This is a genomic window from Stenotrophomonas sp. G4, assembly GCF_003428825.1.
Taxonomy (GTDB): Bacteria; Pseudomonadota; Gammaproteobacteria; order Xanthomonadales; family Xanthomonadaceae; genus Stenotrophomonas; species Stenotrophomonas indicatrix.
The window spans coordinates 3,084,191-3,106,600 of record NZ_CP031741.1 but is presented as its reverse complement, the minus strand read 5'-3'; the positions used below and the strand labels follow the sequence as shown (position 1 = coordinate 3,106,600).

Annotated in this window: 17 protein-coding genes; 16 read left to right on the top strand and 1 reads right to left on the bottom strand. The window is 67.7% G+C overall.

Annotation, left to right across the window (positions count from 1 at the left end; genetic code table 11):
* The first annotated feature begins 105 nt into the window (after nt 1-105).
* From prmB to D0Y85_RS14380, 13 genes are all read left to right on the top strand, one after another.
* A complete protein-coding gene (gene prmB, locus D0Y85_RS14440) occupies nt 106-1,035 on the top strand; it encodes a 50S ribosomal protein L3 N(5)-glutamine methyltransferase (RefSeq protein ID WP_117310938.1) in 930 nt (309 codons plus the stop codon).
* Nucleotides 1,032-2,135, top strand: coding sequence for a chorismate synthase (gene aroC / locus D0Y85_RS14435; protein WP_117310937.1), 1,104 nt, complete (start codon nt 1,032-1,034; stop codon nt 2,133-2,135). Before prmB ends, aroC begins: the two co-directional genes overlap by 4 nt.
* Entirely contained in the window at nt 2,128-3,165 is a 1,038-nt protein-coding gene (locus D0Y85_RS14430; RefSeq protein ID WP_117310936.1) for a D-glycerate dehydrogenase, read from the top strand. Before aroC ends, D0Y85_RS14430 begins: the two co-directional genes overlap by 8 nt.
* Before the next feature lie 92 nt (nt 3,166-3,257).
* On the top strand, nt 3,258-4,286 hold the full coding sequence (locus tag D0Y85_RS14425) for an aspartate-semialdehyde dehydrogenase (protein WP_093820641.1): 1,029 nt from the start codon (nt 3,258-3,260) through the stop codon (nt 4,284-4,286).
* A gap of 150 nt (nt 4,287-4,436) precedes the next feature.
* On the top strand, nt 4,437-6,425 hold the full coding sequence (locus tag D0Y85_RS14420; protein ID WP_117310935.1) for a FimV/HubP family polar landmark protein: 1,989 nt from the start codon (nt 4,437-4,439) through the stop codon (nt 6,423-6,425).
* A gap of 23 nt (nt 6,426-6,448) precedes the next feature.
* Nucleotides 6,449-6,808 (top strand): VOC family protein, encoded by a 360-nt coding sequence (locus D0Y85_RS14415; protein WP_025876153.1) that lies wholly within the window; start codon nt 6,449-6,451, stop codon nt 6,806-6,808.
* Between the two features lie 32 nt (nt 6,809-6,840).
* On the top strand, nt 6,841-7,611 hold the full coding sequence (truA, locus tag D0Y85_RS14410; protein WP_117310934.1) for a tRNA pseudouridine(38-40) synthase TruA: 771 nt from the start codon (nt 6,841-6,843) through the stop codon (nt 7,609-7,611).
* Nucleotides 7,608-8,264, top strand: coding sequence for a phosphoribosylanthranilate isomerase (locus D0Y85_RS14405; protein ID WP_025876155.1), 657 nt, complete (start codon nt 7,608-7,610; stop codon nt 8,262-8,264). Before truA ends, D0Y85_RS14405 begins: the two co-directional genes overlap by 4 nt.
* A gap of 244 nt (nt 8,265-8,508) precedes the next feature.
* Entirely contained in the window at nt 8,509-9,105 is a 597-nt protein-coding gene (locus tag D0Y85_RS14400) for a hypothetical protein (RefSeq protein WP_240329255.1), read from the top strand.
* Nucleotides 9,102-11,120 carry a hypothetical protein gene (locus D0Y85_RS14395; RefSeq protein WP_117310933.1) on the top strand — a complete coding sequence of 673 codons (2,019 nt, stop codon included), beginning with the start codon at nt 9,102-9,104 and terminating at the stop codon, nt 11,118-11,120. The genes D0Y85_RS14400 and D0Y85_RS14395 overlap by 4 nt, the downstream gene beginning before the upstream one ends.
* A gap of 82 nt (nt 11,121-11,202) precedes the next feature.
* Nucleotides 11,203-16,578, top strand: coding sequence for a DNA repair ATPase (locus tag D0Y85_RS14390; protein ID WP_117310932.1), 5,376 nt, complete (start codon nt 11,203-11,205; stop codon nt 16,576-16,578).
* A gap of 5 nt (nt 16,579-16,583) precedes the next feature.
* On the top strand, nt 16,584-17,282 hold the full coding sequence (locus D0Y85_RS14385; RefSeq protein WP_240329253.1) for a hypothetical protein: 699 nt from the start codon (nt 16,584-16,586) through the stop codon (nt 17,280-17,282).
* Nucleotides 17,283-17,325: 43 nt separating this feature from the next.
* On the top strand, nt 17,326-18,435 hold the full coding sequence (locus D0Y85_RS14380) for a toxic anion resistance protein (RefSeq protein ID WP_117310930.1): 1,110 nt from the start codon (nt 17,326-17,328) through the stop codon (nt 18,433-18,435).
* 185 nt (nt 18,436-18,620) lie between these two features.
* On the opposite strand, the gene D0Y85_RS14375 is transcribed toward D0Y85_RS14380, so the two are convergent.
* The gene (locus tag D0Y85_RS14375; protein WP_117310929.1) at nt 18,621-19,508 is read right to left on the bottom strand and encodes a LysR family transcriptional regulator; all 888 of its coding nucleotides are present in this window, start codon (nt 19,506-19,508) and stop codon (nt 18,621-18,623) included.
* A 96-nt stretch (nt 19,509-19,604) separates the two neighbouring features.
* On the opposite strand from D0Y85_RS14375, the gene trpB reads away from it, so the two are divergent.
* Genes trpB through trpA form a run of 3 tightly spaced genes read left to right on the top strand, consistent with a single transcriptional unit; the run spans nt 19,605 to nt 22,307 of the window.
* Complete coding sequence (trpB, locus tag D0Y85_RS14370) at nt 19,605-20,822, top strand: tryptophan synthase subunit beta (protein ID WP_032975005.1); 1,218 nt, start codon at nt 19,605-19,607, stop codon at nt 20,820-20,822.
* On the top strand, nt 20,819-21,496 hold the full coding sequence (locus D0Y85_RS14365; RefSeq protein WP_117310928.1) for a hypothetical protein: 678 nt from the start codon (nt 20,819-20,821) through the stop codon (nt 21,494-21,496). The genes trpB and D0Y85_RS14365 overlap by 4 nt, the downstream gene beginning before the upstream one ends.
* A gap of 1 nt (nt 21,497) precedes the next feature.
* Nucleotides 21,498-22,307, top strand: a complete 810-nt coding sequence (trpA, locus tag D0Y85_RS14360) for a tryptophan synthase subunit alpha (RefSeq protein ID WP_117310927.1) — start codon at nt 21,498-21,500, stop codon at nt 22,305-22,307.
* Nucleotides 22,308-22,410 lie beyond the last annotated feature (103 nt).

Here is a 22,410-nt window from a genome sequence, read left to right as displayed (position 1 = left end):
GTGGCCACCATCATACCGGCTGCGGCTGGATCGTTTCTGCCGCAACGGATGCCGGCGCAGGCGGCAACCCCTATAATCGGGGGCCACTTTGCCCGCAGTACCGCCATGACCGCTGAAACGGCCGCCGAACTCCATACGATCATCGATCTGATCCGCTACGGCACCAGCCGTTTCAATGCTGCGGGCCTGACCTTCGGGCACAGCTACGACAATGCACTGGACGAGGCCACCCAGCTGGTGCTGCACGGCCTGCACCTGCCGCACGACCTCGGCCCGGCCTACGGCCAGGCGCGCCTGCTGCGCGAAGAGAAGCTGGCGGTGCTGGAGCTGTTCCAGCGCCGCATCGACGAGCGCATCCCGGCTGCCTACCTGACCGGTGAAGCCTGGTTCGCCGGCCTCAGCTTCAAGAGCGACGCGCGCGCCCTGGTGCCGCGTTCGCCGATCGCCGAACTGATCGAGTGCGGCTTCGAGCCGTGGCTGGCCGGCCGCGATGTCAACCGCGCGCTGGACCTGTGCACCGGTTCGGGCTGCATCGCCATCGCCATGGGCCACTACTACCCGAACTGGGAAGTGGACGGCGTGGACCTCAGCGATGATGCGCTGTCACTGGCCGAAGAGAACAAGGAACGCCTGCAGGCGCACAACGTGACCCTGCTGAAGTCGGACCTGTTCAACGGCCTGACCGGTCGCCACTACGACCTGATCGTCACCAACCCGCCGTACGTCACCAACGACGAGACCGATGCCCTGCCGCAGGAATATTCCTACGAGCCGGAGATGGGCCTGCGTGCCGGCGACGACGGCCTGGACCTGGTGCTGAAGATCCTGCGCGACGCGCCGCTGCACCTGAGCGAGGACGGCCTGCTGATCTGTGAAGTGGGCGAATCCGAACAGCACCTGATCAAGCTGCTGCCGGAAGTGGATTTCGCCTGGGTCGAGTTCAAGGTCGGCCAGATGGGCATCTTCGCGGTCGAGTGCCGCGAGCTGATCGCCCACAGCGCGCGCATCACCGAACTGGCGGCGCAGCGCCCGTGAGCTCCAATTCGTTCGGCAAGCTGTTCACCGTCACCACGTTCGGCGAATCGCACGGGCCGGCCATCGGCTGCGTGATCGATGGCTGCCCGCCGGGGCTGGCGCTGGACGCGGCCGAATTCAGCCATGACCTGCAGCGTCGCGCCACCGGCAAGAGCCGGCACACCTCGGCGCGGCGCGAGGCCGACGAGGTCGAGATCCTGTCCGGGGTGTACGAGGGCCTGACCACCGGCACCCCGATCGCGCTGCTGATCCGCAACACCGACCAGCGCAGCAAGGACTACAGCAACATCGGCCAGCAGTTCCGTCCGGGGCATGCCGACTACAGCTACTGGCACAAGTACGGCATCCGCGACCCGCGCGGCGGTGGCCGCTCCTCGGCGCGCGAGACCACCATGCGCGTGGCTGCTGGCGTGGTCGCCAAGAAATGGCTGGCCGAGCGTTTCGGCATCACCGTGCGCGGCTACCTGTCGCAGCTGGGCGGGATCACTCCGGCCGGTTTCGACTGGTCGGTAGTCGAGGAGAATCCGTTCTTCTGGCCGCACGCCGCACAGGTGCCCGAGCTGGAGGCGTACATGGATGCGCTGCGCAAGTCCGGCGATTCGGTCGGTGCCTGCGTGGACGTGGTCGCCGACAACGTACCGCCGGGCTGGGGCGAGCCGATCTACGGCAAGCTTGATGGCGAGCTCGCGGCCGCACTGATGAGCATCAACGCGGTGAAGGGCGTGGAGATCGGCGACGGTTTCGCCAGTGCCATGCAGAAGGGCACCGAACACCGTGACCTGCTGACCCCGCAGGGTTTTGCCAGCAACCATGCCGGCGGCATTCTCGGTGGCATCTCCACCGGCCAGCCGGTGGTCGCCTCGATGGTGCTCAAGCCGACTTCCAGCCTGCGCCTGCCCGGTGAATCGCTGGATACGGCCGGCAATGTGGTGGAGGTGGTCACCACCGGCCGCCATGATCCCTGCGTCGGCATCCGCGCCACGCCCATCGCCGAGGCGATGATGGCCCTGGTGCTGATGGACCAGGCGCTGCGCCACCGCGCGCAGTGCGGCGATGTCGGCACCATCACTCCGCGCATTCCCGGCCAGCTTGATGGCTGATACGCGGCCGACGGTATGGGTGAGCCAGCCGCTGATCGACGCGGCCATCGCGCCGCTGCGCGATCGCGTGCAGCTGCGCACCACCGATACCGTCACCGCCTGGTCGCCACAGCAGATCGCCGCGCAGCTGGCCGACGTTGACGGGGCGATCATCACCCTCAACGAGCGCATCGGCCCGGCCCAGGTCGCCGAGGCCGCGCAGCTGCAGGTGATCGCCAATGTCGGCGTCGGTTACAACAATCTGGATGTCGACGCGCTCAGCGCCGCCGGCATTCTCGCCAGCAACACCCCGGACGTTCTCACCGAGACCACCGCCGATCTCGGCTTTGCGCTGTTGATGGCCACCGCGCGCCGGATCACCGAATCCGAGCGCTGGCTGCGCGAGGGCCAGTGGGGGCAGTGGTCGTTCCAGACCATGCTGGGTGCTGACATCCATGGCAGCACGCTGGGCATCCTCGGCATGGGCCGCATCGGCCAGGGCATCGCCCGTCGCGGCGCGCACGGCTTCGGCATGAAGGTGCTGTACCACAACCGTTCGCGGCTGCCGGCCGATACCGAAGCCGCGCTCGGCGCGACCTACGTGGATCTGGACACGCTGCTGGCGCAGTCCGACCATCTGTTGACCGTGTTGCCATACACCGCCGCCTCGCACCACATCATCGACGGCGTCGCGCTGGCCAGGATGAAGCCGTCTGCCACCCTGGTGAACATCGCCCGCGGCGGCATCGTCGACGAACTGGCGCTGGCCGAAGCACTGGCCAACGGTCGCCTGGCGGCGGCCGGCCTGGATGTCTACGAAGGCGAACCGAACGTGCGGCCGGAACTGCTGGCCCTGCGCAACATCGTGCTGACCCCGCATATCGGCAGCGCATCGCTGGCCACGCGTACGGCCATGGTGCAGATGGCCGTGGACAATCTGCTGGCCGGGCTGGGCCTGGACGGCAGCCCGTCGCGCATGCCGAGCGCGATCAACGCCGACGCGGCCCTTGCCGCGCGCGCGACCTCGGACAAAAAAAGCGGGAAACGATAGGGAACCTCCGCGCATCCATCCGAGGAGGCTCCCCGAACCCAGCTGTCGTGCGTGGTTTTTCCCCCTTCCCGTTTTCGTGAGAGTTCCCCCCCATGAGCAATGCACAACGCAGCTTCCACGTCGCCATCGTCGGTGCCACCGGCGCGGTCGGCGAGACCATGCTGGCCATCCTGGCCGAGCGCGATTTCCCGGTTGGCACCCTGAGCCTGCTCGCTTCCGAGCGCTCGGCCGGCGGCGAAATCGAATTCAACGGCAACAAGGTCAGGATCCAGGACCTGGCCACCTTCGACCCGAGTGGCGTGGATATCGCCCTGTTCTCGGCCGGCGGCAGCGTGTCCAAGGAATACGCCCCGAAGTTCGCTGCCGCTGGCGCGGTGGTGATCGACAACTCCTCGGCCTTCCGTTACGACGACGACGTGCCGCTGGTGGTGTCGGAGGTCAATCCGGACCAGGTCGCCAACCGTCCGCGCGGCATCATCGCCAACCCGAACTGCTCGACCATGCAGATGCTGGTCGCGCTGGCACCGCTGCACCGCAAGTACGGCATCGAGCGCATCAACGTGTCCACCTACCAGTCGGTATCCGGCGGTGGCCGTTCGGCACTGGAAGAACTGGGCAAGCAGACCGGCCAGCTGCTGAGCTTCCAGGAAATCGATCCGCAGCGTTTCCCGGTGCAGATCGCCTTCAACCTGATCCCGCACATCGACGACTTCCTGGACAACGGCTTCACCAAGGAAGAGATGAAGCTGGTCTGGGAGACCCGCAAGATCCTGGGCGACGACAGCATCCTCGTGAACCCGACCGCGGTGCGCGTGCCGGTGTTCTATGGCCACTCCGAATCGGTGGCGATCGAAACCCGTGACAAGGTGACCGTGGCCGAAGCGCGCGCGTTGCTGGAACAATCGCCAGGCATCGAGGTGGTGGATCGTCACGAGGCCGGTGGCTACCCGACGCCGGTCACCCATGCCTCGGGCACCGACGCGGTGTACGTCGGCCGCATCCGCGAGGACCTGTCGCATCCGCGCGGCCTGAACCTGTGGATCGTGTCGGACAACGTGCGCAAGGGCGCAGCCCTCAACGCGGTGCAGCTGGCCGAGCTGGTCGCCGCCGAGAAGCGCTGATCCCTGCTGTTGCCTGACCGGTAGTGCCGGCCGCTGGTCGGCAGTGCCTTATCGGTGCATGCCCGTGCCTGCCGGCCAATGGCCGGCACCAGCGCAGTCCGCCTCCCCGGTGGGTGCGGACCGTGGTCCGCACGCTTTATAGTGTCGCCCATGAATAAACGAGCCAAGGGCGCACGGCGTCCGCTCACCTGTCTTTCCGCCGCGCTGCTGGCCCTGGTCAGCAGTTCGGCCATGGCCCTGGGCCTGGGCGACATCCGGGTCCTGTCCAAGCCGGGACAGCCGTTGCTGGCCGAGATCCCGGTGATCTCGGCCGATCCGTCCGAACTTGAGAACCTGCGCGTCGCGCTCGCTTCGCCGGTCACCTTCGAGCGCGTTGGCCTGCAGCGCCCGGCGGGTCTGGTCAGCGAACTGCAGTTCGAGCTGACCCGCAATGCGCAGGGCAGGGCGGTGGTGCGGGTGACCTCGCAGACGCCTGTGGAGACACCCTCGTTGAGCTTCCTGGTCGAGGCCGACTGGGGCCAGGGCCGGCTGGTGCGTGAGTACTCGGCGCTGGTCGATGCACCGGCCAGTGCACTGGCCGTGGCCGAACCGGAAATCGTCGCGCCGGCCGGCGTGCTGTCGGACACCATCGTCCGTGATGCGCCTGCCGCGGCTGCAACCGCACCCGCACCCGAGCCCGCACCGGTCACGGCGGCCGCCGCACCTGCTGCACCGCGTCCACGGGCTGCGTCACCTGCACCAGCACCAGCGCCTGCACCAGCGCTCGCCGCAGACGGCAGTGTGACCGTGCAGCGCGGACAGACGCTTTCGCAGATCGCCGGCTCGCTGGCCCGTGGCAATCAGATCAGTCGCGACCGGGCGATGATCGCGCTGTTGCGTGCCAACCCCGAAGCCTTCATCCGTGGCAACGTCAACCTGCTCAAGCAGGGCGCGGTACTGCGCATGCCGGGTGATACCGCACTGGCCGCGGTGGATGCAGCCGAGGCTACCGCGCTGGTCCGCGAACATGCCGCACAGTGGCGGCAGGCACGCACCGTGCCACAGCCGGCTGGCGCCGCGATGCCGGTGGCCAAGGCCGATGGCGCTGCTTCTTCCCCGGCTGCGGCCACCGGGGCACGACTTGAAATCGCTCCGGCGCTGGCATCCGACGCCGCGCACGCGGGCACAACCACCGGCACCAGTGCCGGCAGCGAGGGTGACATGCTGGGCAACGAACAACTGCGCCAGGCCAAGGAGGACATCGCCACCCGCGATGCCGAAATCGGCGATCTGAAGCAGCGCGTGGCGGAGCTGGAGAAGCTCAAGGAACAGCAGCAGTCACTGATCGCGATGAAGGACAACGACCTGGCCGCCGCGCAGCAGCGTTTGGCCCAGGCGCCCGGTGCGCCCGGCGCTGGCACGCCGTGGTACTGGCTGGGCCTGCCGCTGCTCGTGCTGGTTGCCCTGGGCGGCTGGCTGCTGCGTCGTCGCAAGCCCTCGCCGCTGCCGCCGCTGCGCGAGGAACACGATGCCGCCGGCCTGGCAGCAGCGCTGCCGGCAGGTGCCGCGCTGGATACCCTGACCGAACAGGACGCCGGGGGGAACTTCGCCGCCGATGGCGGACGCCAGGAACCGGCGATGCCGGCCTGGGCTGCCACCGACCATGACGTGCCGGCTGCGGACATCCATGAGGATGCCTCGCCGGCCGAGTGGCGGGCGGGTGAGCTTGATGAAGACGAACGGGTTGAACTGCCTGCTGCGGTGAACGATCTGCCGCGTTGGGACGATCCTGCCGGCGCTGCTGCGGTGGCGCCCATCGAGCCAGCCGAGGTGGCCGTGCCCGAATACGCGCTGCAGGCCGAACAGGAGCCGCAGTTCCGCGGTGTGTTCGATCTGCCGGCCGAACCGCATGAGCATGAGACGGCTGCACCGGTCGATCTGCACGACGACCGTGCTGCCGCCGAGGACGCCGTCGGGTCTGCTGCAGACAATGGCCATGACTGGGCACCGCGTATCGGCCAGGAGCGGCTGGAACTGGCCATCGCCTATCTGGACCTGGGCGACGCGCAGACCGCGCGCACCCTGCTGCAGGAGGTTGCCGAAGGGGGTGACCTGCATTGCCAGGCGCAGGCCCGCGAACTGCTGGCCCGTCTGCCCTGACAACCTTTCGACAAGGACCTGCGATGACCCGCGAACGCCGTCTCGACTACGTCGAATTCGCCTCGAGCGACCCGGCTGCGAGCCGCGCTTTCTTCGAGGTCGTGTTCGGCTGGTCGTTTGTCGATTACGGCAGCGACTACACCGCTTTCGATGATGGCCGCCTGCAGGGAGGCTTCTTCCGTGGCCAACCGCAACGTGCCAGCGAAGGCGCGCCACTGCTGGTGCTGTATGCCGACCAGCTGGCGCCGATGGAAGCGGCGGTGCGCGCGGCCGGTGGTCAGATCGTGCGGACCGTGTTCTCTTTCCCTGGCGGCAGCCGTTTCCAGTTCGTCGAGCCCGGTGGCAACGAACTGGCGGTCTGGTCCGAGCGCGACCCGGCCTGAGCGCCGCCCCACCCGCAATATCGAGGTAGCACATGCGTTACGCGCTCGGCGTCGAGTACGACGGCAGCGATTTCAGGGGCTGGCAGAACCTGGGCGAGGGCGGACCCAGCGTCCAGGCCAGCCTGGAACAGGCCCTGTCATCGGTGGCCGATACCCCGCTGCAGGTGGTCTGCGCCGGCCGCACCGATGCCGGCGTGCACGGCCAGTGCCAGGTCGTGCACTTCGACACCGACGTGGCGCGTGATCCGCGCGCGTGGATGCTCGGCACCACCACCCGCCTGCCGCGTTCGATCGCCGTGCGCTGGTGCGTGCCGGTGGCCGATGATTTCCATGCCCGTTTCTCCGCCCGCGCACGACGTTATCGCTACCGCCTGCTCAATCGCGAAGTGCGCCCGGCGCTGGGCCGGCAGACCCTGAGCTGGGAGCGGCGCCCGCTCGATGCCGAGCGCATGCACCTGGCCGGGCAGGCCCTGCTGGGCGAGAACGATTTCAGCGCCTTCCGCTCGGTCCAGTGCCAGGCCCTGCATGCCCGGCGAGAGCTGCAGTCGCTGCAGGTCAGCCGCCACGACGACGTCATCGAGGTGGCGGTGCGCGGCAATGCATTCCTTCATCACATGGTCCGCAATATCGTCGGTTCGTTGATACTGGTCGGCAGTGGCGAGCAGCCGGTGGAGTGGATCGCCGAACTGCTGGCCGGGCGCGACCGCACCGTGGCCGGTCCCACCGCTCCTCCGCAGGGACTGGTGTTCCTGGGGCCGCTGTACCCCGACAACTGGCATCTGCCCGCCGAGGTAACGCTATGAGCCGCTCCTACTACCGTACCCGCATCAAGTTCTGTGGCATGACCCGTGCCGGCGACGTGCGCCTGGCCGGCGAGCTGGGCGTGGATGCGGTGGGCTTCATCTTCGCCCGCGAGAGCAGCCGCCGGGTCGCGCCGGCCGAAGCGCGCGCGATGCGCCAGGCCATCGCACCGATGGTCGACGTGGTGGCGCTGTTCCGCAACAACAGCAGGGAAGAAGTGCGCGAGGTGCTGCGTACCGTGCGGCCGACCCTGCTGCAGTTCCATGGCGAGGAAGACGAGAGCTTCTGCCGCAGCTTCAACATGCCTTACCTGAAGGCGATCGCCATGGGCGGGCGCGAGGAGATCAATGCGCGCACCCTTCAGCTGCGCTACCCCAGCGCCGCCGGTTTCCTGTTCGACAGCCATGCGCCGGGCGGCGGCGGCGGTACCGGCGTGGCCTTCGACTGGTCGCGTATTCCCACCGGCCTGCACCGGCCGTTCCTGCTGGCCGGAGGCCTGACGCCGGAGAACGTGCATGACGCCGTGCTGGCGACCCTGCCGTGGGGCGTGGATGTCTCCAGTGGCATCGAACTGGAGCCGGGCATCAAGGACGGCTACAAGATGCGCACGTTCGTGGAAGAAGTCCGGCGCTCCGACTGCGCCGTGCTGGATTGAGGCATGGTCACTTCCGAGGTGTCCGGTCTTCACATTTGAGCCTGCACACCCTCTTCACATAGGATGATCCCAAGCGTGCTGGCCATGAGGGCCGGCACGGGATCGACGGAGCCGCTGGTGGCGTGCTCCGAACGGGCGCTTGGCGCCCCCGCCCAGGAAGGCAAGCGATGCAGGAATTCCTAACCGTCGTACTCGGTTATCCGACCCTCCCGTACAGCGTAGCGCTGGCGGTGGCGGTTCTGTATTGGGGATTGCCGCCTTTGGCCTGGTCGATGACGGTTTCGGCGAGGCCGGTGCCGATGGCGCCCTTGAAGGCGATGCCCATCTCAGTGGCCTGTCAGCGCTGCTGGCGCGCTGGGGCCTGGGCGGCGTGCCGCTCATGGTGGTGGTGACGCTGCTGAGCCTGTTCGCCTGGACCCTCACCTACTTCATCCATCTGTACCTGCTGCTGCCGTTGCCCGACCTGCTGCGCTGGTCATTGGGCACCGTCGTGGCGGTGCTTGCGCCCCTGCCGGCCGTGCCGGTCACCGCGCTGCTGCTGCGTCCCATCCGCCGCTTCCTGCTGCGCCTGCGCCCGGTGCCGCAGGCCTCGCTGCTGGGCCGGGTCGGCGTGGTCGCTTCGCCGAAGGTCGACGCACGCAGTGGCCATGCCACCGTCGATGACGGCGGTGCCGGCCTGGTCCTGCAGATCCGCAGCGACATCGAACTGCAGCGCGGCGAGCGCATCGTGCTGGTCGAGCACGTGGCTGCACAACACCATTACCGGGTGGTCCGCGCCGACGCGGTCGCCCTCGACTTCCAGGACAACCTGCTTCCGGGCAACAAGGAGAAACATCAATGACGTTGGCATCCGTGCTCCCCTTCCTGATCATCGTGGGCGGCGTCCTCGCCCTCCTGCTCGGCGTGGCGGGCCTGTTCAAGGCGTTCTACCGCAAGGTCGACCAGGGCGTGGCCCTGATCGTCAACGACATGAGTTCCACCCCGAAGGTGCATTTCACCGGTGCGCTGATCATTCCCGTGCTGTACCGCGCCGAGCTGATGCGGATCAGCCTGATCACCCTGCAGATCGACCGCCGCGGCAAGGAAGGCCTGATCTGCCGCGACAACATGCGCGCCGACATCGCCGTGGCGTTCTACCTGCGCGTCAACGAGACCCAGGCCGACGTACTGCGCGTGGCCAAGGCGATCGGCGCCGACCGCGCATCGGACAAGCATGCCGTCGATGAGCTGTTCAACGCCAAGTTCTCCGAAGCACTGAAGACGGTCGGCAAGAAGTTCGATTTCACCGAGCTGTTCGAGAAGCGCCAGGAATTCCGCGACGAGATCATCGCGGTGATCGGCAACGACCTCAATGGGTATGTGCTGGAAGACGTGGCCATCGACTACCTGGAGCAGACCCCGAAGTCGCTGCTGGACCAGTTCAACATCCTCGATGCGCAGGGCATCCGCAAGATCACCGAGCTGACCGCTGCGCAGAACGTGGTGACCAACGAGCTGGAGCAGAACGAGAAGCTGGCCATCACCAAGAAGAACGTCGAAGCCCGCGAAGCGTTGCTGGCGCTTGAACGGCAGCAGGCCGAAGCCGAGGCACGGCAGAAGCGCGAGATCGAGACCATCCGTGCGCGCGAGGAAGCCGAGACCGCCAAGGTGCAGGAAGAGCAGCGCCAGCTGTCCGAGAACGCCCGCATCGAAGCGCAGCAGGTGATCGACATCCGCGAGCAGAACCGCATGCGCGAAGTTGAAGTGGCCGAGCAGAACCGCCAGCGCGCCGTGGCCATCGAAGCCGAGCGCGTCGAGCGCGCACGCCAGCTGGAGCAGGTCACCACCGACCGCGAAGTGCAGCTGCAGGGCGTGGAGCGCGACAAGGTGGTCGAGCAGGGCAAGATGGACGTGGCCAACATCACCCGCGAACGCATCTCCATCGACAAGACCGTGGCGCAGGAAGAAGAGCGCATCAAGGAAGTGCGCGAAGTCTCCGAGGCCGACCGCCAGAAGCAGGTGTTGATCCTGGAAGCCGAGGCGAAGGCACAGGAAGCGCTGGTGCGCGAAGTGAAGGAAGCCCAGGCCCGCGAGACCGCCTCCAAGCATCGCGCGGTGGAGCTGACCACGCTGGCGCAGGCCGAGCACGAAGCCGCCGGCAAGCAGGCCGAGGCCAAGCGCCTGCTGGCCGACGCATTCCGCGCCGAGCAGGCCGCGCCCGGCCTGGCCGAAGCGCAGGTGCGCGAAGCGTCGGCGCTGGCCATCGAGAAGGTCGGCATCGCCGAGGCGCGCGTGATCGAAGCCAAGGCCGAAGCGAACCTGAAGCAGGGCAGCAACGAGGCGCGCGTGCTGGCCGAGACGCTGCAGGCACAGGCACAGGGCGAGGAGAAGATGGGCCTGGCCCGCGCCACCGCCACCGAATCGCTGGGCAACGCCGAAGCCGGCGTGGTGCAGAAGAAGCTGTTGGCCGAGGCCGAGGGCCTGGTCCGCAAGTTTGAAGCCATCGCTTCGCTGAGCGACCAGGCGCGCGGCCATGAAGAGTTCCGCATGATGCTGGACAACAGCCTGAAGCAGGCGCTGGCCTCGATCGAAGCCGGCAAGGAAGTCTCGCGCGAGAACGCCGGCGTCATCGCCAGCGCGCTGCGCAACGCCGACATCGACCTGGTTGGCGGCGACGGCGGCATGTTCGAGAACCTGATCAAGGCGGTTTCGCTGGGCAAGTCGATCGAAGGCTTTGCCGGCAAGAGTCCGATCGTGCAGGACCTGATGCAGCGCTACCTGGGCGTCAACGTGGCCGACAATGCACCGCGGCAGATCGCCGAGGACGCAGAGACCGTGCCCGTCGCGGCGACCGTTGTGGTCGACAGCGCGCGCTGATCCACCCGGCGATGGCCATCGCCATCGCCCACCCGTGCCGGCCGCATCGACGGCCGGCCGTCCGTGAGCCGGAAACCTGCTGATGTCCGAAACCAAACCGTCCACCGAGTCCGCCGCAGCAGAGGCTGCCGGCGATACCGTCGACCAGGCCGTAGCCCAGGGCGGCGCCTATGAAGTCCTGCGGCGCCGTCTCGGCGAACAGGGCCAGCGCCTGCAGGCCGTTGCCGAGCAGCTGAACCGCCAGCGCCTGGCCGAGTTCGGCGACAGCCGCCTGGAGGTGGTCGGCCGCTTCCGCATCCGCAGCGAGAACAACTGTGTCGGCCGCGACATCGTCCAGGTCGGCCCGGATCGCCTGCTGTTCGGCTACAACGTGTTCATCGGGCTCAAGACCCAGACCCGCATCGAAGATGTGTTCGGCCTGTACCGGCTGGTACAGGGCGCTGATGGCTACGACGTCGCTGCCCTTGAACTGAAGGGCAGTTTCCTCGACCAGCCCGGCTTCGTGCATGACTTCAACGAGCTGTACGCCTACTACAAGCATGCGCGCCTGCTGCAGCTGATCGTGGTGGGCGACAAGCTGCTTGCCTCGTTCCAGATCGGCGAGCGCAGCAGCGACGTGCGCGTGTTCCGCTGGGCGTTGTCACGCGAAGGTGAACTGACCTATCTCGACGCCCGTGGCGAGCGTGACATCGCCTTGCCGCCGCCCTTCGATTTCGAATGGACCCGCGCCACGCGCGACCTTGCCGTCAACGGCCGCCATTCGCATCTGAACATCCTCGATACCCTGTTCGTGGAAACCACCGGTGGCGATCTCACCATCAAGGTGGAGAACAACACCGAAACCGGGCAGGGCATCTACAGCGAACCGGTGGAGGACAGCACGCAGTCGCTGGACGATGCCCAGTTCGAGTTCGCCCGGGTCGGCTCGCTGGTGCTGCTGAAAGTGCTGCCCTACCGCGAAACCGAATGGCGTGGACTGATCTACAACACGCTTACCGGCGACATCGTGCGCAACGATGCCATCGTCCAGGCCTGCGTGCAGCTGCCCGAAGACCACGGCATCATCTTCCCCGGCGGCTATTACCTGCAGGGTGGCGAGCACAAGGCGTTCGACGCCTCGATGGATGGCATGCAGTTCAAGCGCAGCATCCGTTCGCCCAACGGCGAGGACGTGCTGTACATCTTCTACGAGCGCGAAGGCGGGCGTTCGGCGCTGTTCGTCTACAACACCATCCAGCGCGTGCTGCAGAACCCGGTCTTCGGCCACGGCTATGCCTTCATGCAGGACGGGCGCATGGTGCTGTTCCATGCCGAAGGCACCGAGCCGACCCGCATCCATCCGATGCAGGTGTGGCAGACGCCCTTCAGCAGCGATGAGTTCGCCGCCAGCCGTCCGCCCGGCAATACCTTCATGGGGCGCATCGGCAACGCCGAGCTGGTTCGCGGCATCTCCAACCTGTTCAACCTGGCGCGCGAGATCGACGGCCAGGATGTATCGGTGCAGCGCTACCAGCGCCTGGTGGCCGACACCCGGCGGCTTTTCGATGCGCATCATTGGCTGGGTGACGAGGCCTGCGATGGCGCCGAAGCCCTGCTGCGGCAGATCAGCGCCACTGGCGAATCGGTGCTGGACGAATACGAAAAGGTGCAGTCGATCCGCCAGCAGTCGGCCCAGGCAATGGCCGAGGCCGAGGCCACGCACAAGGCGCTGCTGGGCCGGCTGCAGCCGGAAAACTGGAACGAGGTGCAGGCCTTCGTCGAAGCGCTCAACGCGATCACCGCACTGCGCGGTCGACTGCTGACCATCCGCGAACTGCGCTACATCGATACCGCGCGCATCGAGGCGATGGCCGCCGAACTTGTGCAGGCGCACGACCGTGTCGGCGCCGCCACCGGTGCCTTCCTTGCCGGCGATGCAGCACTGGCCCCCTTGACCGCCCGCATGCAGGCGCTGGACGACGCCGCACAGCAGGCCGCCAGTGCACGCCAGCTGGATGAGCAGCTGGACGGCCTGCGCGGCATGGCCGGCGATCTGGACATGCTGTCCGAGCTGATGGCCGGACTGAAGGTCGACGATGCGACCGCGCGCACCCGCGTGGTCGAATCCATCTCGCTGCTGTACGGGCGCCTGAACCAGGCGCGCGCACGCGCCGAACAGCGCCGCAAGTCGCTGGGTTCGGCCGAAGCCGTGGCCCAGTTCGCCGCCCAGTTCGCCCTGTTCTCGCAGTCGATCACCAGCGCGCTGGCGATGGCCAGCGACCCTGAGCGGGCCGACGAACAGTTGTCGCGCCTGCTGGTGCAGCTGGAAGAACTGGAAAGCCAGTTCGGCGAGCACGAGCAGTTCCTCGGCGACATCCTGAGCAAGCGCGAAGAGCTGGTCGAAGCCTTCGACACGCACAAGCAGGCCCTGCTGGATGATCGCCAGCGCAAGGCGCGCTCGGTGCTCGATGCCGCCAACCGCATCCTTGATGGCCTCGGAAAGCGTACCGAGCGGTTCGGCACGGCCGACGAGCTCAACGCGTTCTTCGCCGGCGATCCGTTGATCCTCAAACTGCGTGAACTGGCCGAGCGCCTGCGTGCGCTGCGCGACAACGTCAAGGCAGACGATGTCGAGGCGCGCCTGAAGGGCGTGCGCGACCAGGCCGTGCGCCAGCTGCGCGACCGCAGCGACCTGTACGAGGCCGGCGGCAACGTGGTCCGCCTTGGTCCGCGCCATCGATTCAGCGTGAACACCCAGGCGCTGGACCTGACCCTGCTGCCACGGGGTGAAACCCTTGCCATCCACCTCACCGGCACCGATTTCCTGGAGACCCTGCACGATCCCGAGCTTGATGCGCTCAAGCCGTTCTGGCCGGTGACCCTGGATTCGGAATCGGCAGCGATCTACCGCGGCGAATACCTGGCCGGGTGCCTGTTGCTGGCTGCGGAGGAGGGCCGCGATGGCCTGGACCTGGCCCAGCTGCAGCACGATGCGGCCGAACCGGAAGCGCTGGGCCAGCGGGTCCGCGCCTTTGCCGCGCCCCGTTACCGCGAGGGCTACGAGCGCGGTATCCACGACCATGACGCCGCCCTGATCCTGCGCGCGCTGTTGCCGCTGCAGCAGGCCGCCGGACCGCTGCGGCATTCGCCCCATGTGCGTGCGTTGGCACTGCTGTTCTGGGCCGCGCGGCAACGCGATGAAGCCGTGGCGCAGTGGCCCGGCCGGCAGGCCGGTGCGGAGGCCATCGCGCGTCTGTTCGGTTCCGATGAGGGGCGCCGGGCCCTGCGTGCGGAAATGGCCAAGGCGCTGCATGACCATGCGCTCGCGCATGCACTGCCGTTCGACGCCGCCGCCGCCGATGCAGCAGCGGCATACCTGGGCGAAGAACTGGTGGCCGGCGAGCCGGTGTTCAGCACCAGCCGGCACGCGCAGGCATTGCTGGACGCGCTGTCGCAGCAACTGGAGCAGGCGGGCCAGCGTGATGCGCTTGAACGTGCGCTGCAGCGCTCGCAGGATCCGCTGGCCATGCGTTGGGCATTGGCCGGGCAATGGCTGCGAGCGCTCGCCGGGCTGCCGGCACAGTCGGCGCATGCCGGCTATGTCGAAGAAGCGGCGGCATTGCTGCTGGTGCAGCGACAGCTGCGCACCCGTGCCAGCGACGCACCGCTGCAGGCGGAGGTCAGCGGCCTGCTGGGCGAACACGCCCGCATCCACAACGGCAGCCTGACCCTGTCGCTGGACGATTTCTTGGCACGCCTGCAGCACCACCTGCAGGCGTTCGTACCGGCCTTCCATGCCTATCAGGCGGTGCGCCAGGGCATCATCGGTCGCGAACGCGAAACCCTGCGGCTGTCGGAGTTCAAGGCCCGGCCGTTGTCGTCCTTCGTGCGCAACAAGCTGATCAACGACGTATATCTCGGCGTGATCGGTGACAACCTGGCCAAGCAGATGGGTACCGTTGGCGAGAACAAGCGCAGCGACCTGATGGGCCTGCTGATGATGATCTCGCCGCCCGGTTACGGCAAAACCACGTTGATGGAGTACGTGGCACATCGCCTCGGCCTGGTCTTCATGAAGATCAACGGCCCGGCGCTGGGCCACGAAGTGCGGTCGCTGGATCCGCAGCAGGCACCGGACGCCACCTCGCGGCAGGAGCTGGAAAAGCTCAACCTGGCGCTGGAGATGGGCAACAACACCATGCTGTATGTCGATGACATCCAGCACACGCACCCCGAGTTCCTGCAGAAGTTCATCTCGCTGTGCGATGGCACACGCCGCATCGAAGGCGTGTGGCGCGGCCGCACGCGCACCTACGACATGCGTGGCAAGAAGTTCTGCGTGGTCATGGCCGGCAACCCATACACCGAATCGGGCGATGTGTTCAAGATTCCGGACATGCTGGCCAACCGTGCCGACATCTACAACCTGGGCGACGTGCTCGGCGGCATGGAAGCAGCCTTCACGCTCAGCTACATCGAGAACAGCCTGACCTCCAACCCGGTATTGGCGCCGCTGGCCACGCGCGAGATGGCCGACCTGTACCTGCTGGTCGACCGCGCGATGGGCAAGGATGTGTCCACCAACGGCCTGAGCCACGCCTACAGCGGCGCCGAGATCAACGAGATCACCGCCACCCTGCAGCGCATGCTGCAGGTCCGGGATGTGGTCTACAAGGTCAACCAGCAGTACATCGCCAGCGCTGCCCAGGATGACCGCTATCGCACCGAGCCGCCCTTCCGCCTGCAGGGCAGCTACCGCAACATGAACAAGCTGGCGGAGAAGATTTCGCCGGTGATGAATGACGACGAGCTGCAGCAGCTGATCTCCGACCACTACCTGGGCGAAGCGCAGCTGCTGACCACCGGTGCCGAAGAGAATCTGCTGAAGCTGGCCGAGCTGCGTGGCGTGCTCGATGACGAACGCGCGCAACGCTGGGCGCAGATCAAGCGTGATTTCCTGCGCAACAAGGCAATGGGTGCCGGTGACAGTGATGTCGGTGGCCGCGTGGTCGCGCAGCTGGCCGACATCGCCAGTGCGTTGCAGCTGCCACCGCCGCCGCCGGCAGAGGTGGCCGTCGTACCGGAGCCTGCGCCATGGCCGGCCTTGCTGGCAGCGCTGCAGCGCCTGGCCGATGCACGTCCGGCCAGCGCGCCGGCTGCCGCCGTACCGCAGGCCGCAGCCACGCCATTGGCCGAAGACCTGCAGGCTGGTCTGGCACCGCTGCTGCAGCTGCTGGTCGCCTCGCAGGAACAGCAGGTGCAGTTGTCGCAGACGTTGGCGGCGTTTGCTGGGTGGGCCCGGCAGCAGGTAACGGCCGATGTGGCCACGACCGACACGCGTCGTCGCCCGCGGGTGCGTCGTGCAGCGACTCCGGAAGAACGTGCGCTGGACGAAGCGCTGATGCGCCACTTCTACGGCGAATCATTGCCACCGGAGACGGTGGCCGATGAAGGCCCACGGCCGCCGCCGCTGCCGTGACCTGCGTGCGCTCCCTGCCAGAACCCACGCTTCCGGCGCACGCCGATGTGGCCACGCTGGCAGCGTACGGCAGCCCCCTGCTGCAGGTGCTGGCCGAGCCGGCACCGTTGCGGGCTGGCGCGGAAGGCGAGCGACTGGTGGCTGCGCTGGCGCGGATCGCATTGGCGTTGCAGGCCAGCGATCCGGCGCGCCTGCGCCGGCAGGAGAGCTGGTGGGGGCGCCTGCTCGGCCGTGACGTTGAACGCCAGGCACAGGCGCAGGGGCTGCAGGCGCAGCTGGGCGTGCTGGCCCTGCAGGCGCGCGAGCAGGCCCAGGGTCTCGCGCAGCGTGTGCAGCAGCGTGCCCGGGCCATCATCGACAACGATGCGGCTGCCGCCGCGTTGGAGGCCTGGGCCACGTTCGGCGCCGCGCAGCTGGCGACACTGCAGGGAGCTGCGCAGGTCGCGCTGGCCCCACGCGTGGACCATCTGCAGCGGCTGGCCACGCTGCGACGCATCGAAAGCGGGCAGTGGCGGCTGCTGCAGGAGCAGGACGAAGCCCTGCTGCAGCGCTTCATCCGCATCCACGATGTCCTGCTGCCGGCCTGGCGCCAGGCCGCATTGGCGCGCCAGGCACTGGCGCAGGCTGCACAGGCCGAGCAGGCAGCCACGCTGCAGGCCCAGATCGACGACGAAGTAGCCGCTGCTCAGGCTAGACTGCCCTGAGCCGGCCGCCGCTGCCGCTTATCCACCGCAAGGACACTGCCCGATGACCCAGGACAGCCAGAACTCCGGCACGCTCGTGCCCGCCACCACGCCCGCCCCTGAACTTGATGACAGCACGTTGAAGGCCCTCGGCCTGGTCCGCGACGACCTGCCGCGCATCGCCGAAATCGGCCGCGAACTGGAAGACCTCCGTCCGGGCAACCTGCAGGTGTTCGGCCGTGAGGCCGCCGCCCGGACAACGGCCTTCTCCAGCCAGCTGCTGGACCAGGTGCGCAACCGTGACCTCGACGCCAATGGCGAGAAACTCGGCGAAGTGGTGCGCATCGCGCGCGAGCTCAAGCTGGATGGTTTTTCCCAGCGCTCGAAGGTGCCGTTGATCGGTGGCCTCATCGATCGCCTGCGTTCTTCCAAGGGCGAGCTGGTGCAGAAGTTCAGCGATACCAATTCGCAGATCGAACAGCTGCTCGGCGACGTGGGTGCGCAACAGGCGCTGATGGGCAAGCGGGTAAGCGATTTCGACCGCATGCATGACATCGTCCGCGAGGAGCGTCATGCGCTGGGCCTGTATGCCGCCGCTGGCAAGCAGCGCCTGGCCCAGCTGCAGTCCGAGCAGTTGCTGGGGCAGGGCAGCGAAGACCCGCAGCAGCGCATCCGCCAGAGCGAGATCGACAATGCGATCCGCCTGATCGAGAAGCGCGTCTCCGACCTGCAGCTGATGCAGCACGCGGCTGACCAGTCGCTGCCGATGATCCGCCTGATCCAGGCCAATGCGCTGCAGCTGATCGAGAAGTTCAACACCGTCCGCGACATCACCATCCCCTCGTGGAAGCGTCAGTTCGCGATCCAGTTGTCGCTGGGCGAACAGAAGAACGCCGCCGAACTGGCCAATGCCATCGACGATGCGACCAATGAGCTGATGCGACGCAATGCCGACCTGATGCGCCAGGCGTCGGTGGACACCGCACGCAGCAACCAGCGCGGTGTGATCGACGTGGCCACGCTGCGCCACGTACACGATCAGCTGATCGCTACCGTCGAGGAAGTGCGCAGCATCCATCGCGAGGGCATGCAGCAGCGGCAGCAGGCCGAAGTCGAGCTGTTGCGCCTGCGCGAGGACCTGCAGCAGCGCCTGGCGGCGCCGACGGCGTCGTAATCATGCTTCGCAGCGTCGAGCTTGCTCGATCGCTGCCGGTTGGCCTTGTGTAGAGCCGAGCCCATGCTCGGCTTCCGTGCGAAGCAAGGCGTGTTCTGCAGCTCAACGCAGCCGGGCACGGGTCCGGATCTACAGAAGCCACATCTGCGGCCATTCCCCGCAGCGGCAGGCCGGCAGAACCCCGTTCAACGCAACTGCCCAACCGCCCAATCGGCCAGCGCGTCCACGCGCGCATCGACAGGCCCGTCCGGCCGCGCGAGCACCCAGAACCCGCCGGTCGCGGCGAACCCCCAAGGGGCCACCAGCCGCCCCGCTGCCAGATCCTCGGCCACCAGCGGCTCCGGCGCGATCGCCGGGCCCAACCCCGCTACCGCCGCTTCCAGCAGGTAGTACAGGTGTTCGAAGCCGGTGCCGAGCTGCAGCTGGGCCGGGTCCAGTCCGTGCGACTGCGCCCATGCAGGCCACGCCTGCGGACGCGAACTGGTGTGCAGCAGCGTTTCCCGCAGCAAGGCCGACGGCGGCACATGGCGCAGCCGCTGCGCGGCCGGGTGCGAGGGCGCCACCACCACGCCCACCCGTTCCGGCGCCAACTCGCGCACCTGCCAGCCGCGCGGCCACGGCCCTTGCGCCAGCAACAGCACCGCATCCAGCGCTGCCTGTGCCTCGGTGAAACTGCCATCCAGGGCCGACCACTGCAGGCGCACGCCGGGCAGGGCAGCCTGCAGTGCCGGCAGCCGCGGAATCATCCAGCGCGCCAGCACGCTGCCGCTGCAGCCCAGCACCAGCGCCGGCTCCGCGCTTGGCCGCCGCAGTTCGCGCACGCAGTCTTCAATGCCGCCAAACGCCTCGCTGCAGGCCTGTTGCAGGCGGGTGCCGGCGGCCGTCAGGCGCAGTCCGCGACCGGCGCGCTGGAACAGGGCCACGCCCAGATGGTCTTCGAGCAGCTTCAGTTGCCGGCTGATCGCGCCATGGGTCACATGCAGCGCCTGGGCAGCGCGGCCAACGCCGCCCAGACGTGCGGTGGCCTCGAACGCCCGCAGGGCATTCAGGGGCGGCAGCAGTGACGTGCTCATGTGAGATTTCCTGACGGGACAGGCCAGATAATATCGATTTTCCGGACATGATCCGTGCGCTAGAGTATCCACCTGTCTGAACGACCGGTCGTCTCCATGCCTGACTCCCCCATCGCCGATTTCCATGCCTTCCCTGACGCCCAGGGCCACTTCGGCCGTTACGGTGGCAGTTTCGTCGCCGAAACCCTGGTCGGCCCACTGCAGGAACTGGCCCAGGCCTATGACCAGGCCCGCCAGGATCCGGCGTTCCAGCTGGCCTATGACCGCGACCTGGCCCATTACGTGGGTCGGCCGAGCCCGATCTACCATGCTGAACGCCTGAGCGACCACGTCGGTGGCGCGCAGATCCTGCTCAAGCGCGAGGACCTGAACCACACCGGCGCGCACAAGATCAACAACACCATCGGCCAGGCGCTGCTGGCGGCGCGGATGGGCAAGAAGCGCATCATCGCCGAGACCGGCGCCGGCCAGCATGGCGTGGCCAGTGCCACCGTCGCGGCGCGGCTGGGCCTGGAGTGCGTGGTGTACATGGGTGCCACCGACATCGAGCGGCAGAAGATCAACGTCTACCGCATGAAACTGCTCGGTGCGACGGTGGTGCCGGTCACCTCCGGCTCGGCCACCCTGAAGGACGCCCTCAACGAAGCGATGCGCGACTGGGTCACCAACGTGCAGGACACCTTCTACATCATCGGCACGGTAGCGGGTCCAGACCCGTACCCGCGCATGGTGCGCGACTTCAACGCCATCGTCGGCCGCGAGGCACGCGAGCAGATGCTGGCCGAGTACGGTCGCCTGCCTGATGCGATCACCGCCTGCGTCGGCGGAGGCAGCAATGCGATCGGCCTGTTCCATGCCTTCCTCAACGACCGCCAGGTCGAGATCGTCGGCGCTGAAGCGGCCGGTGATGGCATCCACACCGGCCGCCACGCAGCTTCCATCGCCGCCGGCCGCCCGGGCGTGCTGCACGGCAACCGCACCTACGTGCTGTGCGACGACGATGGCCAGATCATCGAGACCCATTCGGTATCGGCCGGCCTGGATTACCCGGGCGTCGGCCCCGAGCATGCGTTCCTGGCCGACAGCGGCCGTGCGCGCTACGTCGGCATCACCGACGAAGAGGCGCTGCAGGCCTTCCATCTGCTGGCCCACACCGAAGGCATCCTGCCGGCGCTGGAGTCCAGCCACGCGCTTGCGCAGGCGATGAAGCTCGCGCGCGGGCGTCCGCGCGACCAGATCGTGCTGTGCAACCTGTCAGGACGTGGCGACAAGGACGTGCATACCATCGCGGCGCGCGAAGGGCTGGTGCTGTGAGCGCACTGATGCGCAGTACGGGCGTGCTGCTGGTGCTGGGCCTGGCCGCGTGCCAACCGCCGGAACCGCCGGTGCTGGCGCCGGCGCCCAAGGCCGCTGCGCAACCGGCGCAGCCGATGGCCGCCAACGATGAGGTCGACCCGATTGCGAGCACGCCCATCGATGATCCACCGGCCTCGGCCGCGGTCTCCAGCGATGACGCGCCCGCCGTGGCGTCGGTGGCGCTGGATCATGCCGGCGAGGTGCTGATCGGCCAGCACATGAGCGACCTGGAGGCCTTCGGGCCGTGGAAGGCAATGGGCGCGGTCGAAGCCATCGGCGGCAGCTGCGAGTACTACGACGGCAAGGGGCTGCCGCCCGGCGTGTCGATGATGACCGACGAAGACCGCGTGGTCCGTTTCGATCTTGGTCCGGGCGAGGACGCCAAGGCGCCGGTCGACCAGCCGGGTCCGTTCGGACTGCGCATCGGCATGACGCGGGCGCAGGCGGTGGCGCAGTTCCCCGGCGCGCCGGTCTCCAGCCCGCATGCCTACGACGGCGATCAGGGCGAGTACCTGACCTGGCAGGACCCGGGCTCGGACCTGGGCATCCGCCTGGAAGTGTTTGAAGGGAAGGTCATCCTGATGTACTGGGGGACCAGCGAAGCGATTGAACTGATTGAAGGATGTGCCTGAGATGCCTGTTTCCCGACTCGATGACTGTTTCCAGCGCCTGCGCCAGCAGCAGCGCAAGGCCCTGATCCCCTTCATCACCGCCGGTGATCCTTCGCTGGACGCCACCGTGCCGGTCATGCACGCGCTGGTCCAGGCCGGTGCCGATGTGATCGAACTGGGCGTACCGTTCTCCGATCCGATGGCCGACGGCCCGACCATCCAGCGCAGTTCCGAGCGTGCGCTGGCACGCGGTGCCGGCAACCGTTACGTGCTGCAGGCGGTGGCGCAGTTCCGGCAACAGGACGCGCATACGCCAGTGGTGCTGATGGGCTATCTCAACCCGGTGGAGATCCACGGTTACGTGGCGTTCGCCGAAGCGGCCGTGGCCGCTGGCGTGGACGGTGTGCTGCTGGTCGACCTGCCGCCGGAAGAAGCCGGCGAAGCCCAGCAGGCCTTCGAGGCTGCAGGCCTTGCGCTGGTTCTGCTGGCATCGCCGACCACCAGCGAGGCACGCGCCGACAAGCTGCTGGCGCTGGCCCGCGGCTATCTGTACTACGTCAGCTTTGCCGGGGTTACCGGCGCCTCGGAACGACTGGACAGCGACGCGGCCAGCGCACGCCTGCAGGCGCTGCGGGCCAGGGCCAGCGTGCCGGTGGTGGCCGGTTTCGGCATCAAGGACGCCGCGAGTGCGGCGGCCATGGCCCGCCAGGCCGACGGCGTGGTGGTCGGCAGCGCACTGGTGGCGGTGCTGGCCGAAGCGACCTCCGCCGAGGATGCGGCGCAGCGCGCCGCAGCGTTCCTGGCTCCGCTGCGGCAGGCGTTGGATCAGTAATGGTAGCGCCGGGCCATGCCCGGCGGTGGGGCGCGGAAGAATATCCGCCGGGCATGGCCCGGCGCTACCCAGCACCTAAACGTACGTCCCAGCATGGTTTTTT